A 13,769-nucleotide genomic window follows, 5' to 3' on the forward strand; every position below is an offset into this window, starting at 1 on the left:
CACGCGAACCGGATTTTCAGGTGAAGACAGCGGTGGAAAGATGGGTCCCCCGCCCTTAAAATACGCGCCTTCACCAATCCGGAGCCCCCCATGACCGATCAGAAACGGCCGCTGACCTACCGTGACGCCGGCGTCGATATCGACGCTGGTAACGAGCTGGTAAAACGTATTGCCCCTGTGGCCAAACGCACCCGTCGTCCCGAGGTGCTAGGCGGTCTGGGTGGCTTCGGCGCCCTTTGCGAGCTGCCCAGCCGCTACAAGAACCCGGTGTTGGTGGCCGGAACCGACGGGGTCGGCACCAAGCTGCGCCTGGCCATTGATACCGGTCGCCATGACAAGGTGGGCATCGATCTGGTGGCCATGTGCGTCAACGATCTGATCGTCGGCGGCGCCGAGCCACTGTTTTTCCTCGACTACTACGCCACCGGCAAACTGGATGTGGACACTGCCACCAGCGTGGTGACCGGCATCGGCGAAGGCTGTGAAATGGCCGGGTGCGCCCTGATTGGTGGCGAAACCGCGGAAATGCCCGGCATGTATGAAGGTGAAGATTACGATTTGGCCGGCTTCTGCGTGGGCGTGGTGGAAAAGGACGGAGTGCTGGACGGCAGCAAGGTACAAGCTGGCGACAAGCTCATTGGCCTGGCCTCCTCCGGCCCCCACTCCAATGGCTACTCATTGATCCGCCGCATCATGGCCCAGTCCGACATCAATATTGACCTGGACGGCCAACCCCTGATGGAACATCTGCTGGCCCCCACGCGCATCTATGTAAAGCCCTTGCTGAAACTGCTGGAGCAGGTACCGGTCCACGCCCTTGCCCATATTACCGGTGGCGGTCTGCCGGAAAACCTGCCCCGGGTCATGCCGGAGAATACCCGTGCGGTCATTGATACCCGTAGCTGGGAATTCCCTGCCGTGTTCCAGTGGCTGCAACAGGAAGGCCAGGTACCCGCTTTCGAGATGTACCGTACCTTCAACTGTGGTGTGGGCATGGTCATTGCCGTCCCCGCAGACCAGGTGGATGCCACCCTGGCGCTCATGGAAGCCGAAGGCGAAGTGGCCTTCCTGATGGGAGAAATACAGGCCGGTGAAGGGGAGCCGGAAGTGGTACTGGAAGGCCTGGCAGAGTGACGCACCGCCTTGCTGTCCTGATCAGCGGCTCCGGCACCAATCTGCAGGCCATTATGGCGGCCATCGATAGTGGCCGCCTGAATGCGGAAATCGCCGTGGTGCTGTCCAACCGTGCCGATGCCGGCGGCCTGAGCCGTGCCCAGCATGCCGGCATTGCCACCGAAGTCCTGGACCACCGCCAGTACGACAGCCGGGAAGCCTTTGACCAGGCCATGATAACGGCCCTGGATCATTATCAGCCCGGCACGGTGGTACTGGCCGGGTTCATGCGCATTCTCTCGCCCCTGTTTGTGCGCCACTATGCTGGACAGCTGATAAACATCCATCCTTCCCTGTTGCCCAAATATCGCGGGCTACATACCCATGCCCGCGCTCTGGAAGCCGGCGATTCACAACATGGCTGCTCTATCCATTTCGTGACCGAAGAGCTGGATGGTGGCCCACTGATCGCCCAGGCTCCCCTGGACGTCCTTGCGAACGATACCGTTGATTCCTTGTCCAAACGCGTACAACAACGCGAACACCTGCTTTATCCTCTGGTGTTGCAATGGCGCGCCGAACAGCGCCTGGAACTGGATCACGACGGAGTCAAGCTGGATGGCAAACCCCTCCCTGAACAGGGTTATCAACTGGTCTAGCAGCCTTCTGCTGATACTGACCCTGGTGGCGCCGGCCAGCCACGCCGGACCGCCGGTGGCCCCCTTCACGCTGGATTACCATCTCAAAAGCGAGGGCATCCCCTTTACGGTCACCGCTACCCGTACGCTCAAGCCGGTAAAAAACGGCCTGTGGGAAATGCAGGTCCAAGCCAAGAACTGGCTGGGCGAAATCCGTGAAACCACCCTGTTTGACTGGCAGCATTGCATTCCCGAGAGCACCTACTACGGCTACTATCGGCGCGGGTTGGGCCGGGTGAAGGAAGCCAAGCTGCATCTGGACCGGGAAGCCGGTGTCGCCGCCAGCGAACGCACCGACAAACCCACACGAAGCTATCCGATCACCGATGAAGCGACAGACGAGCTGTCTGTCTCTCTGGCCTTGCAGTGCTCCCTGCAAGCAGGGCAACAGGACATCAAGTTACAGGTGGCTGACGAGCGCTCCCTGGAAAACCACCGTTACCGGGTAGTCGGCGAAGAATCCCTGGAGATTGACGGCCAGCGGATTGAAACCGTAAAAGTACAACGCCAGCGGGGCGCCAACAGCAAACGACAGACCTATATGTGGTTTGCGCCACAGCATGACTACCTGCTTGTGCAACTCTTGCAGGAAAACAGTGATGGCGACCACGTGATGACACTGCAATCTATGGAAGGATTATAACGGTGCAACGGATATTACTTGCCCTGCTATTGATAACCAGCAGCCTTGCCTCCGCCGAACCACTGGCGCCCTTCGCCGCTGAATTCCGCATTTATGTGAATAAACTGCCCACCCCCGTCAAGGCCGATCTGGTCCTGGAGCCTGCCGAGGGCAAAGACTATTACCGCATGCTGCTCAAGGCCAAGTCGTTCCTGCTCACCAACACGGAAGAGAGCTATTTCCATTGGCGCGACTGCCAGCCCCGGACCACCCACTATGTGCACGAGTTCAAGGGCTTCGGCCAGCACCGCTACCATCACATGGATTTTCAGTGGGACCCGCCCATGGTCCACAACGAGTCGGAAGACGATCAGGAAAGCCTGGAAATCCCGGAAAACACCCTCGATGAGCTGACCATTCTGCTCCGCGGGCGCTGCGTGTTTGCCACCGGTGACAAGGCCTACAAGGTCACCAGTGCCTACGGCGATAAACTCCGTACCCACCATTTCGAAATCATCGACCGGGAAGAAATCGACACCCCACTGGGCAAGATCGATACCCTGCTGGTGGAGAAAAAGCGTGAGGGAGACAGCAAGGAAAAGCGTCGCACCCTGTTCTGGGTAGCGCCAAGCCTGGATTACATGGTGGTGAAAGCCAGGCACATTGAAAGCACCCTGCTCAAGGCGGAACTGATCATGATTGATTACGCCGGCCCGGATCAAGTCAGCGGATAACGCCTGTTCGGGAGCGTCGCTGGCGACGCTCCCATGGCAAGCTCTGCCGGCTGGCTTTACGCCCGCGGCAGGGTCACACCGCGCTGTCCCTGATATTTCCCGCCCCGGTCCATGTAGGACGTTTCGCACATCTCATCAGACTCGAAAAACAGCATCTGAGCCACACCTTCATGGGCATAGATCTTCGCCGGCAAGGTAGTGGTATTGGAAAATTCCAGCGTCACATGCCCTTCCCACTCCGGCTCCAGCGGCGTCACATTGACGATAATGCCGCAACGGGCATAGGTAGACTTGCCCAGGCAGATGGTCAGCACATTGCGGGGAATGCGGAAGTACTCCACCGTGCGGGCCAGTGCAAAGGAATTGGGCGGGATGATGCAGTAATCGCCCTTGATATCCACAAAGCTGCGCTCGTCGAAGGCCTTGGGATCCACCGTGGCGGAGTGAATATTGGTGAACACCTTGAACTCATCCGCGCAGCGCACATCGTAGCCATAGCTGGACACGCCGTAGGAAATCATTTTTTCGCCATTCTCGTCGGCACGAATCTGGCCGGCCTGGAAGGGCTCGATCATGCCTTTTTCGGCGGCCATACGGGTAATCCAGCGATCCGATTTAATCGTCATTATTGCGCCTCAATGTTCCGGGGTAATTGGCGTTCAAGCGGCCAATGGTAGCAGCATGAAACGCCGCACGCAGCAGGCCGGGTTCACTGCCTTTCTCAATGCTGTGTCACTTTGGGAAATGACCGCTTGCCGGCTTCCGTCAATGACAGCCTGGCCGCGAGACGGCGGGCGGCCTGCCGGTACAGCCCGGCCTCCTCGCTGTCCGGGCAGGCCGCCACCACCGGTTGGCCGCTGTCAGCCTGTTCGCGGATCCGCAGTGACAACGGCAGGGCCGCCAGCACGTCAGTGTGATACTCCCGGGCCATCCTTTCACCGCCGCCCTGGCCGAACACATGCTCTTGATGGCCGCACTGGCTGCAAATGTGCACCGCCATATTTTCCACAATGCCCAATACCCGGATATCCACCTTGCGAAACATCTCCACCCCCTTGATGGCATCCAACAGGGCAATATCCTGGGGCGTGGTGATCACAACCGCACCGGCGACGGGAATTTTCTGGGCCAGCGTCAGCTGGATATCGCCAGTGCCCGGGGGCAGATCCACCAACAGATAATCCAGCTCATGCCAGCGGGTCTGCTCCATCATTTGCACCAGCGCGCCACTGGCTTTCGGCCCCCGCCAGACCACCGGGGTCTGCTTGGTGGTCAGGTACCCCATGGACATGGTCTGCAACCCATAGGCCTCCACCGGCACGAAGTACTTGCCTTCAAGAACCTCTGGACGAGTGCCGTCCGGCAAGCCCAGCATCAACGGCTGGCTGGGGCCAAACACATCCGCATCCAGCAGCCCCACCCGGGCGCCCTCCGCCTGCAGCGCCAACGCCAGATTCACCGCCGTCGTGGATTTCCCCACCCCGCCTTTACCGGAAGCGATGGCAATCACATTGGCGACCTGGTCCAGCGCCGGCAGGCTGCTCTGGGCCCGATGCGGAATGATCTTCGCCGTCAGGGTCAACGTCAGCTCGCGGCCTTCCAGCACCGGCTCCAGATACTCCCGAATCTGCGCTATCCATTGCTCACGGATACCGTCAATCGGAAATCCCAGAACGATTCGGGCGTGGACGGTGCGGTCATCCACCGCCAGTGATTCAATGGCATTCACCGATGCCAGGCTGACGCCCAGATCCTCGGGAATAAATTCGCCCAATTGCTGTCGAATGCGTTGCTCGGCTGAACTCATGATGGCCTCCGTTTCGCGAGCTGCGATGATAGGGGCTAAGCCGGGAACAACCAAGTCACCCCATGGATGTTATCCGTTGAGCGCCAAATCATGGACGCCCTCACACAAACACAAACCTTGGGGTGGTTATCCCGTGATAAATACGCAAAATAGAATCCTGCCGATTGGACGGCAGTACAAGGAGAGTCCATGAAACGCATCACCGCCGCATCCCTGATCGCCCTGGGAGCGTTGACCCTTACCGCCTGTAGCGATACACACCAGATGCTCAGCACCGGACCCGACAGTATTACGGTTTCCGGCAATGGCGAAATCGCTGCCCAGCCGGATATTTTTCGGGTGGCCGCGACGGCCCGCGAGCAAGGCGATGATATTGCCGCCATGAAGTCCCGCGTTGATGACGCGGTGGCCGACATGCTTGACCTGGCCGATGACCTGGACATCGAAGAGAAACAGGTCCGCGCCAGTGACCTGCACGTCCAGCCACAATGGCAGTACCAGCCTGAACGCAAACTCATCGGCCATGAAGTCAGCCGTGACGTGATCTTCCGCGCCAACGGTCTGGACACCTACACACAGTTGCTGGAAGGCCTGGCCAAACAAGGCGTACGCGACATTCGTCCTGCTGGCACCGAGGTCAGTAATGCTGACGAGCTCGCCAACCGGGCCCTGGAAAAAGCCGTGGCCGACGCCCGCCAGCGCGCCCGCATCATCGCTGAGGCCGCTGATCGGGAACTGGGCAAGGCCATCCAGATCCATGCGCAGGACGTGCAATCTCCGCAGCCGGTGATGATGATGGCTCGCAGCAAGGAAAGCGGAAACGCCGACAGCTATCGCCCCGGTGAAACCGACATCACCGCCCGGGTCCAGATCACCTTCGAACTGGATTGATGGATAACCTGGGGCAAATCTGCAGCGCGGCGCTGCAGCAATATCTCTCCCACGGTGAGGCCCGGGGGCTGGATATTGCTGCGGCACTGGAGGCTGCCAACCTGGATGCGGAACGGATCCGCCAGCCGGATGCCCGCATACCCGGTGTCAGCTTCCAGACCTTGCTGCACACACTGATTCACCAGGCCAGAGACCCCCTGTTCGGGCTGCACACCTCCGAGTTCGTGCAACCCGGCTCCTATAACGTGATGGGCTACATTGCCATGAGCGCCAGCACGTTGCAGGAGGCCTTGTCCAAGGTCAGTCTCTACGAAAAGCTGGTGGGCGACATGGGCACCACCGACACGCAAGTCACCGATAATCAGGCGGCCATCCGTTGGCAATGCCGCTACGTCCAGCAACCCGCACGCCAGCACCTGATCGACAATGTGCTGGGGTCCTGGGTCCGCTATGCCCGCTGGCTGACCGGAAATGAAAAACTGGCCCCGGCCCAGGTCTGGCTGGAACATCCCCGACCCAGAGCGGCGCTGGTGGAGGAATACCAGCGAGTGTTTCTCTGCGAGGTGCGGTTTGCCCAGCCCTGCTCGGCCCTGATCGGCCCACCGGACCTGCTGCAACAACCCATCCGTCAACCGGACCCGCTATTGCTGTCTACCCTGGAAGCCCACGCGATCCAGCAACTCAACCAGCTGGGCGTGGAAACCAGCCTGGGCCAGCGGGTCAAGCAGTGCATCCAGGATGCCATTGGCCATTCCCTGCCCCGCAAGGAAACCATCGCCGAACGGCTTGGCATGAATGTTCGCACGCTCCACCGGCGCCTGGCCGATGAAGGCCACAACTGGCAAAAACTGCTGGATGAGGTGCGCCTGCACCGGGCCCGGCAACTGCTTTGCCAGAGCCCGGCTCCCCAGGCAGAGATTGCCGAAGCCCTGGGCTACTCGGATATCCGCTCTTTCCAGCGCAGCTTCAAGCGACATACCGGCATCACCCCGGGTCAGTTCCGCACCCGGCACAAGTCCGATTTGTAAGAGATAGCTTACAAAATTTATCGGCTTTCTCTTATGCGCATTGGATCATAACCCCGTTCGGTATCTACCCCACCGCCACCGGTCGTTATCGCTTTGCCCGTGCCACCACGGTTTGACTACAACAGTCCCCAAGGGATCGCGACGTTCCCCCAAACCACCGAGCCCATCGGTTTCAGGAACCTCTACAGGGACGTACCATGAACCGCAAAATCTCCGTCAGTGGCCTGACTCATGACTCTGCCAGCGCCTTTGTCTCCATGATGGGCATCATCAATGGTCGTTGCAGCGTTATTTGGGAAAATGCCGACCCCGGACAAGCCGACGTATTATTGGTCGCCGCCAGTGAGGCACGTCATCTTCCCGCCGGCAAAGGGGACAAACCCTGCATCGTGGTATACCCCAGCTCCCAGAACCGACCCAATGCCCCCTTCACCCTGTCCCATCCATTCCGTGCCATGAACATGATCCGGGTTCTGGAAGACGTGGCCCGGGCCTTACCCGGCTGACCGGCCTGCCCCCATCAGCTTGCGCTGATCGCCTGATAGGCAATTCTGCCCATATAAACGCGGCTTTTTCTTTTCGGCCGCGTTCTTTTTGTCCTACAAAGCCTTAAACCCGGCCTCCAGTCATGGCTATACTGACATCAGCCAATGACAATAATGAGCGGAGACCTGCATGAAAGGCACTCTCAAGCAACTGGACCGGGCCATCGAGCGCGCAGAAACCTACGAAGAATGGTACGAAGCCAGCCGCGAACACGACCGTCTTTCCGGTGCGGATGAATGGAAGGAAATCGATCGCTCGCCCCATTACGACTACGAGCTGATCCGTAATCGCCTGTGGCAGATTCGTCAGGCCCGTGAACGCCATGACGTGAACAAGCTGGTGTTCCATTTACACGAAGGCCTGCACGGCAACCTGGGCAATATCTCCAACCCGCGCCTTTATCAGCAGACCCGGGTAGGCACCAAGCGTCTGATCGAGAATTATCTCGAAGAAGTCACCATCGCCCTGAATTACCTGTGTGATACCAACTTCAAGGAATTCGGGCTCAAGGAAAAACTGGATTTCTTCGAAACCACCGGCCAGGCCTTTGGCCAGAGCTGCCTGATGCTGTCCGGTGGCGCCGCCCTGGGACTGTTCCATATCGGCGTGGCCCGTTGTCTTTGGGAGCAAGGCCTACTGCCTTCCGTGATCTCCGGCTCCAGTGCCGGCAGCATCATTGCGTCCGTTGTGGGGACCCACAACGATGAAGAGCTGAAGCTCAAGCTGGAACCGGAAAACATTTATCTGGAAGCCTTCAAGGTGCTGGGCTGGAAGGGCATCGTGCGCGGCACGCCCGTACTGGACGGCGACCACCTGGAAGCCTGCCTGGAAGAGAACATCCTCGACATGACCTTCGAGGAGGCCTACCGCCACACCGGTCGTGAAATCAACATCACCGTCAGCCCCTACGACCGCAATCAGCACGCCCGTCTGCTTAATTGGCGTACCTCGCCCAATGTGCTGATCCGCAAGGCGTCCCTGGCGTCCTGCGCGATTCCCGGCATCTACCCGCCGGTCTCCCTGTGGGCCAAGAATATCGATGGCGAGCGGGTGCCCTATATCCCCGGCCGCAAGTTCGTGGATGGCTCCATCGTCGACGACCTGCCCATCCGCCGCCTGTCACGACTGTATGGCGTCAACCACTCCATTGTCAGCCAGACCAACCCCCATGTGGTGCCCTTCCTGTCCCGTAACGAGAACACCGACAGTTCCCTGAGCACACTGGCAGACTGGGGCCTGAAAAACGTGTCCATGAACCTGCGCTATGCTTTACAACTGATGCAGCGCCGGGTGGAGTCCAACGACGTGGGCCTGATGTTCGACAAGGCCAAAAGCATGGTCACCCAGAAATACATCGGCGATATCAACATGATCCCGCCGCGCCAGCCCATGAACGCCCTGAGAGTCTTGAGCAACCCGACCCTGCAGGATGTACGCAACTACATCCGCAAGGGGGAAAAGGCGACCTGGCCCAAGCTCGATATGGTGGCCAACACTACCGCCATCAGTCGCACCTTCCGCGACTGCCGCGCCCGTCTGGACCGTATCGAGGAACGCATGCTCGATCAGGTACCGATGACCGCCGTCTGACAGGCGTCATTCTCTGCCCCGCCGCCCGGGTTACCGGGCCCGGGGCAGATCGTTCCAGCGGGTGGTATAGGCCGGTGACAAATGCGCCCGACGCATGGCCCAGACACAGCGCGCCGCCTGATTGACCCCTCTCCCTGCCAACCAGACTTTGCCCTTGCCGCTCCGGTTGATGGTATCCATCACCGCCATCAACGCCTTCCCTTTCTCTGCGTTGTCATCTTCGCGAAACAGGGTGACCTGCTCACGCCCCGCCGGGCCCAGATCCGTCAGCATGACTCCCGCCTTGCCATAGCGGTAACCGGCCTGCCACAGGGCTGACACCATTTCCATGGCATGGCGAACCATCACCCGGGTGTCTGTCGTGGCCGGCGACAGGGTCGCCCGGGCGGAATGGGGAAATAACTGCTGTGGTTTGCCCACCGGAGCCGTGCGCAGATACACACTGATCGCACCGGCACTGAGTCCTTCGGCACGCATGCTTTCCGCGGCCCGGGCGGTAAAATCACTGACCGCCTGACGCACGGCCATCAGCGAGGCCACCGGCTCCCCGAAAGAACGGGAATGGATGATCTGCTGACGGGGTTCCAGGCGGGTTTCCAGGGGCAGGCAGCTTTCTCCATTCAATTCCCGCACTACCCGTTCCTGCACCACGGAAAAGCGCTTGCGGATCAGACGGTAATCGGTCTGCGCCAGGTCCAGCGCAGTCTCAATCTCCATATCATTGAGACGCCGCCCCAGACGTCGGCCGATCCCCCACACCGCCGATACCGGCGTACGTGCCAGCAGCCGTTGACGCCTCTGCGGATCCGTCAGTACCAGCACGCCCCCCGTTTGCGGATACCTCTTGGCCGCATGGTTGGCCAGCTTGGCCAGGGTCTTGGTCGGCGCCACCCCCACACATACGGGGACCCCCACCCACTTGCCAACCCGCTCGCGTAAGGCCTGACCCAGTGGCTGAAGCTCCTCGGGTCGCATCAGAGACAGATCCAGAAACGCCTCATCAATGGAATACACCTCCACCGCGGGTACCAGCGTCGCCAGCGACGCCATGACCCGCCGGGAGATATCACCGTACAGTCCATAGTTGGAGGAAAACACCGCGACCTGATGCTTGCGGATCAGATCCCGCGCCTCGAACAGGGGCATCCCGGTTCTCACCCCCAGTGCCTTGGCCTCGGCGGATCCCGCCACGATGCAGCCATCGTTGTTGGATAGCACCACCACCGGGCGCCCCCGCAGGTCCGGGCGAAAAATACGCTCACAGGAAGCATAGAAGCTGTTGCAGTCCACCAGCGCAAACATGGCAGTCATCGTCCGGAGCGGGCCACTGGCCGGTGCGCATGGAGCGAGAATGTCACCACCCCGAACAGCTCCCACTCCTGATCGGCCAGCGGTATCGGCGCATAGCAGGGGTTGCGAGGCATCAATACGGGCTGCGGTCGCAACCGCAATTCCTTCACAGTGAATTCCCCGTTCAGCGACGCCACCACCACATCCCCGTGGGCCGGCTCCAGAGAGCGGTCCACCACCAGAATGTCATCCGCAAAAATGCCGGCGTCGCGCATGGAATCCCCCTCCACACGAAGCAAGAAGGTGGCTTCCTGCTGGCCGATGCACAGCTGGTTCAGATCCAGCGGCGCCTCCAGATATCCCTGGGCAGGAGACGGGAACCCGGCGGCAACACGTTCGGTAAAAAAAGGCAGCGCAGTCATGGGACACCACAGGAAAATAGCGATAGCACCATGCTATCAAATACTGTCTTTATGTACAGTTATATAGTGCGCCCATATTGCCGGATACCCCCTTGACGGAACACACAGGAAAACAACAAAACGCAAAGAAAGGCATATCCACACCATCACCATGGCTGCCTTAGGGTTGGCATTAAGAATCCATGATCAGGATGCAGTCATATGCTTGAAGGGAACCCGGGCTGGATGTCCGACTTTCTGGAAGAAATGGGACTGCCGGCCAACGCCGTTTTTCAGGGCTATGTGCTCTATCATCGGGAAAATGACAGCTTTGTCGCCGACGCCCCTGCCCCATCCTTGACTCACTATGTGAAGCCATGCGCCTGGGCGCGCCGCTACCCCTACATCATGCTGGCGCGGGACGCCGCTCAAGACCTGGAAGAAGGGATGCAGGTACAGGTACTGTTCCGGCTTGGCGGGAAATTTCTGGCTTATCCGATCTGACAAACACCGATATCCCCATAAACAAAAAGCCACCCGCTGGGTGGCTTTTCAATATGGAGCGGGTGAAGAGAATCGAACTCTCGTATGCAGCTTGGGAAGCTGCCGTTCTACCATTGAACTACACCCGCTTTGACAACCGGCAATATAGTCAAAAGGATGTGTCTTTGCCAGTGCTGATGTGGGCAAATACGTCATAATAGAAAGGTTGGGCTACACTGCATTAACCGCTTCTGAATCATGCATTGCATACTCAGAGGCCCCGTAACGATGAGAATGAAAAGAGGAGCATGGCCATGCCAATGGCATTTGTGAGTGGGGCCCGGGGCTTTCTCGGTGGGCATATCGTCGATCAGTTGCTGGCCAGGGGCTGGGAAGTTACCGCCGTGATCCGACCCTACAGTGATGCGGCAGCACTCCAGGCCAAGGGCGTTCAGGTGGTACAGGCTCCGCTGGACAATGCCACCGAGCTGGCCCTGGTGATGCCGGCAGCCCCGGACGCGGTGTTTCATGTGGCCGGTAATACCAGTTTGTGGCGACGCGGCAACGAGCAGCAGTACCGGGATAACGTCCTGGGGACCCGGGCCATGGTCAGCGCGGCGCTGAAAAATGTAGCGGGCCGCTTCGTGCATACCTCCTCGATTTCTGCCTGGGGTATCCAGGACACCCCCATCAATGAACAGACACCCTCCAATGCCGCCAACGACTGGATCGGCTATAACCGCAGCAAGTATCTGGCCGAACAAGAGGTGGAAAACGGTATCCGCCAGGGGCTGGACGCCGTCATCCTGAATCCCTGCGGGATTATCGGCGCCGGCGACACCCATAACTGGTCGCAGATGATCAAACTGATTCAGGACGGCAAGCTGCCGGGGGTGCCACCGGGCGGGGGCAATTTCTGCGCCGTTGAAGAGGTGGCCAACGCGCACCTGGCGGCGCTGGAACGGGGCCAATGCGGTGAGCGCTATATCCTGGCCGGAGTGGAAGCCAGCTTTCTGGAACTGGTGCAGACCATTGCCGGGCAACTGGGCAAAAAAGCCCCGACCCGCACCGTGCCTCCGGCAGTATTGAAACTGGCCGGACAGCTATACCCTATTGGCAGCCTGTTTACCGGCAATGAACCCCGTCTGACACCGGAAAAGGTGGCGCTGGTAACCAGCCGGGTGCATGCGGATGGCAGCAAGGCCGTAGAAGCTCTGGGCTTCAACGACAAGGTTCCGCTGGCCACCATGATCGCAAACTGTATTCACTGGATGAGGCAGGAGAAACGCCTGTAGTCACTATGCTCTCATGGCGAACCTGTTTGCCTGTGTGGGCGGTTCGCCATGCAAGCATGGCTCCTACAGAAAAACCGTTACGGGAAAAAGCATCAGGGCAGCAATGCCCTGTTCTGATTCATACCACCGCCCGATATACCCGAAACCGCGTAGTCTCCCCGGCCACCTGCACATGGGAAAAGGCCTCATCCAGCCACTGGGCGTAGGGCAACTCGCGGTTTGCCACCAGCCACATTTCTCCCTCCTTGTTCAGGTAAGCCGGTGCCTCGGCGATCAACCGGCGAGTGATATCCGTGGTGCGCTGACGACGGTCGTGAAAGGGAGGGTTGGTGACAATCATGTCCACCCGACCGGAGATCGGAGAAAACAGATCGCCGCCAATCACTCGCCCCTGCAAACCATTACGGGCCAGGCTGGCGGTGGTCGCCGCCACCGCACAGGCACTCACATCCACCGCCTGCACCTTCCATCCCTGGCTGGCCAGGCTGGCACTGATCACTCCTGCGCCGCAGCCCATATCGATCATGCTTCCCGGGCCAGGCAAGCGATGCGCGGCCATCAACTCCAGCAATAGCCGGGTCCCCTCGTCCAGGCGGCCATGACTGAACACGCCCGGATAGCTGACGATCTCCAGATCCCCAACCGGTATCGCCTGCCCCCAGGCCGCCAGCGTCTGTGTTTCCCCGGGCTGTAATTGGCCGCTATACAACTTGCAGTGGCGCGCACTATCCACCAATACCGCATCATCCACATGTGACTGCATGTGTTTCAGGGCGCCACGGATGCCTCCCTTGGCCGGTCCGATCAGCCATAACTCCACCGGCTGACTGATTTCACCGGCCAGCCAGTTAAGCAGAAACCGTAAACGCTCAATGGATTTGGGCAAGGGAAGAACCAGCAGATCCACCTCGGGGGGGACCGTGGGTGCCGCTGCCCACTGCTGGGCACCTACGGTGAAATCATCCGCATGCAAATGCACCTGGGCATCCGCATCCAGGTTTTTCAGTGCCGGGTCATCCGCATCCACCACCAATACCTGACGGCCCGACAGGGCCCCTGCCTGGCGCAATAATAACTGTGTCGTATTTTCCATAGCAGCGAGCTCGAACCGGTGGAATAAAGTGCGGCGCAGTATAGAGCAGCACGCCTTTTCATGTCAGTCGCAACGGGCTCTCACCCTTTGGTATTAGGCTTCAAGTTTTACACATTCTCCACGCCAACGAACCGGCCACACCGGTAGAATCACGGAATCAACCCGACGATGTGGAGAC

Annotated in this window: 15 protein-coding genes and 1 tRNA gene; 10 read left to right on the forward strand and 6 right to left on the reverse strand. The window is 59.6% G+C overall.

The window, feature by feature from the left end; translation table 11 throughout:
- The first annotated feature begins 90 nt into the window (after window positions 1-90).
- The 4 genes from purM to A0251_RS07685 are packed head-to-tail and all read left to right on the forward strand — an operon-like array spanning window position 91 to window position 3,167.
- Window positions 91-1,134 carry a phosphoribosylformylglycinamidine cyclo-ligase gene (gene purM / locus A0251_RS07670; protein ID WP_062816262.1) on the forward strand — a complete coding sequence of 348 codons (1,044 nt, stop codon included), beginning with the start codon at window positions 91-93 and terminating at the stop codon, window positions 1,132-1,134.
- Window positions 1,131-1,772 carry a phosphoribosylglycinamide formyltransferase gene (purN, locus tag A0251_RS07675; protein ID WP_062816263.1) on the forward strand — a complete coding sequence of 214 codons (642 nt, stop codon included), beginning with the start codon at window positions 1,131-1,133 and terminating at the stop codon, window positions 1,770-1,772. The genes purM and purN overlap by 4 nt, the downstream gene beginning before the upstream one ends.
- Window positions 1,732-2,454, forward strand: a complete 723-nt coding sequence (locus A0251_RS07680) for a DUF3108 domain-containing protein (protein WP_062816264.1) — start codon at window positions 1,732-1,734, stop codon at window positions 2,452-2,454. The genes purN and A0251_RS07680 overlap by 41 nt, the downstream gene beginning before the upstream one ends.
- Before the next feature lie 2 nt (window positions 2,455-2,456).
- Window positions 2,457-3,167, forward strand: a complete 711-nt coding sequence (locus tag A0251_RS07685; protein WP_062816265.1) for a DUF3108 domain-containing protein — start codon at window positions 2,457-2,459, stop codon at window positions 3,165-3,167.
- A gap of 56 nt (window positions 3,168-3,223) precedes the next feature.
- Here the strand turns inward: A0251_RS07685 and dcd are convergent, their stop codons facing one another.
- The gene (gene dcd, locus A0251_RS07690) at window positions 3,224-3,793 is read right to left on the reverse strand and encodes a dCTP deaminase (protein WP_062816266.1); all 570 of its coding nucleotides are present in this window, start codon (window positions 3,791-3,793) and stop codon (window positions 3,224-3,226) included.
- A 95-nt stretch (window positions 3,794-3,888) separates the two neighbouring features.
- Window positions 3,889-4,974: an iron-sulfur cluster carrier protein ApbC gene (gene apbC / locus A0251_RS07695; RefSeq protein WP_062816267.1), complete on the reverse strand. Its 1,086-nt coding sequence runs from the start codon at window positions 4,972-4,974 to the stop codon at window positions 3,889-3,891.
- A gap of 189 nt (window positions 4,975-5,163) precedes the next feature.
- Here apbC and A0251_RS07700 point away from each other — a divergent pair, with 189 nt between their 5' ends.
- From A0251_RS07700 to A0251_RS07715, 4 genes are all read left to right on the forward strand, one after another.
- Entirely contained in the window at window positions 5,164-5,865 is a 702-nt protein-coding gene (locus A0251_RS07700) for an SIMPL domain-containing protein (protein ID WP_062816268.1), read from the forward strand.
- Window positions 5,865-6,893 carry an AraC family transcriptional regulator gene (locus tag A0251_RS07705; protein ID WP_062816269.1) on the forward strand — a complete coding sequence of 343 codons (1,029 nt, stop codon included), beginning with the start codon at window positions 5,865-5,867 and terminating at the stop codon, window positions 6,891-6,893. Before A0251_RS07700 ends, A0251_RS07705 begins: the two co-directional genes overlap by 1 nt.
- 197 nt (window positions 6,894-7,090) lie before the next feature.
- Window positions 7,091-7,399, forward strand: coding sequence for a hypothetical protein (locus tag A0251_RS07710; RefSeq protein WP_062816270.1), 309 nt, complete (start codon window positions 7,091-7,093; stop codon window positions 7,397-7,399).
- A gap of 169 nt (window positions 7,400-7,568) precedes the next feature.
- Entirely contained in the window at window positions 7,569-9,029 is a 1,461-nt protein-coding gene (locus A0251_RS07715; RefSeq protein ID WP_062816271.1) for a DUF3336 domain-containing protein, read from the forward strand.
- A 30-nt stretch (window positions 9,030-9,059) separates the two neighbouring features.
- Here A0251_RS07715 and umuC read toward each other — a convergent pair whose 3' ends face one another.
- On the reverse strand, window positions 9,060-10,331 hold the full coding sequence (gene umuC / locus A0251_RS07720; RefSeq protein ID WP_082810798.1) for a translesion error-prone DNA polymerase V subunit UmuC: 1,272 nt from the start codon (window positions 10,329-10,331) through the stop codon (window positions 9,060-9,062).
- Between the two features lie 5 nt (window positions 10,332-10,336).
- Window positions 10,337-10,741, reverse strand: coding sequence for a LexA family transcriptional regulator (locus A0251_RS07725; protein WP_062816273.1), 405 nt, complete (start codon window positions 10,739-10,741; stop codon window positions 10,337-10,339).
- Window positions 10,742-10,942: 201 nt separating this feature from the next.
- On the opposite strand from A0251_RS07725, the gene A0251_RS07730 reads away from it, so the two are divergent.
- Complete coding sequence (locus A0251_RS07730; RefSeq protein WP_062816274.1) at window positions 10,943-11,224, forward strand: hypothetical protein; 282 nt, start codon at window positions 10,943-10,945, stop codon at window positions 11,222-11,224.
- 54 nt (window positions 11,225-11,278) lie between these two features.
- Here A0251_RS07730 and A0251_RS07735 read toward each other — a convergent pair.
- A tRNA-Gly gene (locus A0251_RS07735) sits at window positions 11,279-11,352 on the reverse strand.
- Window positions 11,353-11,517: 165 nt separating this feature from the next.
- On the opposite strand from A0251_RS07735, the gene A0251_RS07740 reads away from it, so the two are divergent.
- On the forward strand, window positions 11,518-12,498 hold the full coding sequence (locus tag A0251_RS07740; RefSeq protein ID WP_062816275.1) for an NAD-dependent epimerase/dehydratase family protein: 981 nt from the start codon (window positions 11,518-11,520) through the stop codon (window positions 12,496-12,498).
- Between the two features lie 118 nt (window positions 12,499-12,616).
- Here the strand turns inward: A0251_RS07740 and A0251_RS07745 are convergent, their stop codons facing one another.
- The gene (locus tag A0251_RS07745) at window positions 12,617-13,591 is read right to left on the reverse strand and encodes a methyltransferase (RefSeq protein WP_062816276.1); all 975 of its coding nucleotides are present in this window, start codon (window positions 13,589-13,591) and stop codon (window positions 12,617-12,619) included.
- Window positions 13,592-13,769 lie beyond the last annotated feature (178 nt).

Origin of the sequence: Alcanivorax sp. NBRC 102024 (assembly GCF_001602235.1) — a bacterium.
Classification (GTDB): domain Bacteria; phylum Pseudomonadota; class Gammaproteobacteria; order Pseudomonadales; family Alcanivoracaceae; genus Alcanivorax.

What these genes read in the sequence shown, in the direction of transcription:
- purM (WP_062816262.1), top strand. Translation starts at nt 91, where the DNA reads ATGACCGATCAGAAACGGCCGCTGACCTACCGTGACGCCGGCGTCGAT.
- A0251_RS07680 (WP_062816264.1), top strand. Translation starts at nt 1,732, where the DNA reads ATGGCAAACCCCTCCCTGAACAGGGTTATCAACTGGTCTAGCAGCCTT.
- dcd (WP_062816266.1), bottom strand. Translation starts at nt 3,793, where the DNA reads ATGACGATTAAATCGGATCGCTGGATTACCCGTATGGCCGCCGAAAAA.
- apbC (WP_062816267.1), bottom strand. Translation starts at nt 4,974, where the DNA reads ATGAGTTCAGCCGAGCAACGCATTCGACAGCAATTGGGCGAATTTATT.
- A0251_RS07700 (WP_062816268.1), top strand. Translation starts at nt 5,164, where the DNA reads ATGAAACGCATCACCGCCGCATCCCTGATCGCCCTGGGAGCGTTGACC.
- A0251_RS07705 (WP_062816269.1), top strand. Translation starts at nt 5,865, where the DNA reads ATGGATAACCTGGGGCAAATCTGCAGCGCGGCGCTGCAGCAATATCTC.
- A0251_RS07710 (WP_062816270.1), top strand. Translation starts at nt 7,091, where the DNA reads ATGAACCGCAAAATCTCCGTCAGTGGCCTGACTCATGACTCTGCCAGC.
- A0251_RS07715 (WP_062816271.1), top strand. Translation starts at nt 7,569, where the DNA reads ATGAAAGGCACTCTCAAGCAACTGGACCGGGCCATCGAGCGCGCAGAA.
- umuC (WP_082810798.1), bottom strand. Translation starts at nt 10,331, where the DNA reads ATGTTTGCGCTGGTGGACTGCAACAGCTTCTATGCTTCCTGTGAGCGT.
- A0251_RS07725 (WP_062816273.1), bottom strand. Translation starts at nt 10,741, where the DNA reads ATGACTGCGCTGCCTTTTTTTACCGAACGTGTTGCCGCCGGGTTCCCG.
- A0251_RS07730 (WP_062816274.1), top strand. Translation starts at nt 10,943, where the DNA reads ATGCTTGAAGGGAACCCGGGCTGGATGTCCGACTTTCTGGAAGAAATG.
- A0251_RS07740 (WP_062816275.1), top strand. Translation starts at nt 11,518, where the DNA reads ATGCCAATGGCATTTGTGAGTGGGGCCCGGGGCTTTCTCGGTGGGCAT.
- A0251_RS07745 (WP_062816276.1), bottom strand. Translation starts at nt 13,591, where the DNA reads ATGGAAAATACGACACAGTTATTATTGCGCCAGGCAGGGGCCCTGTCG.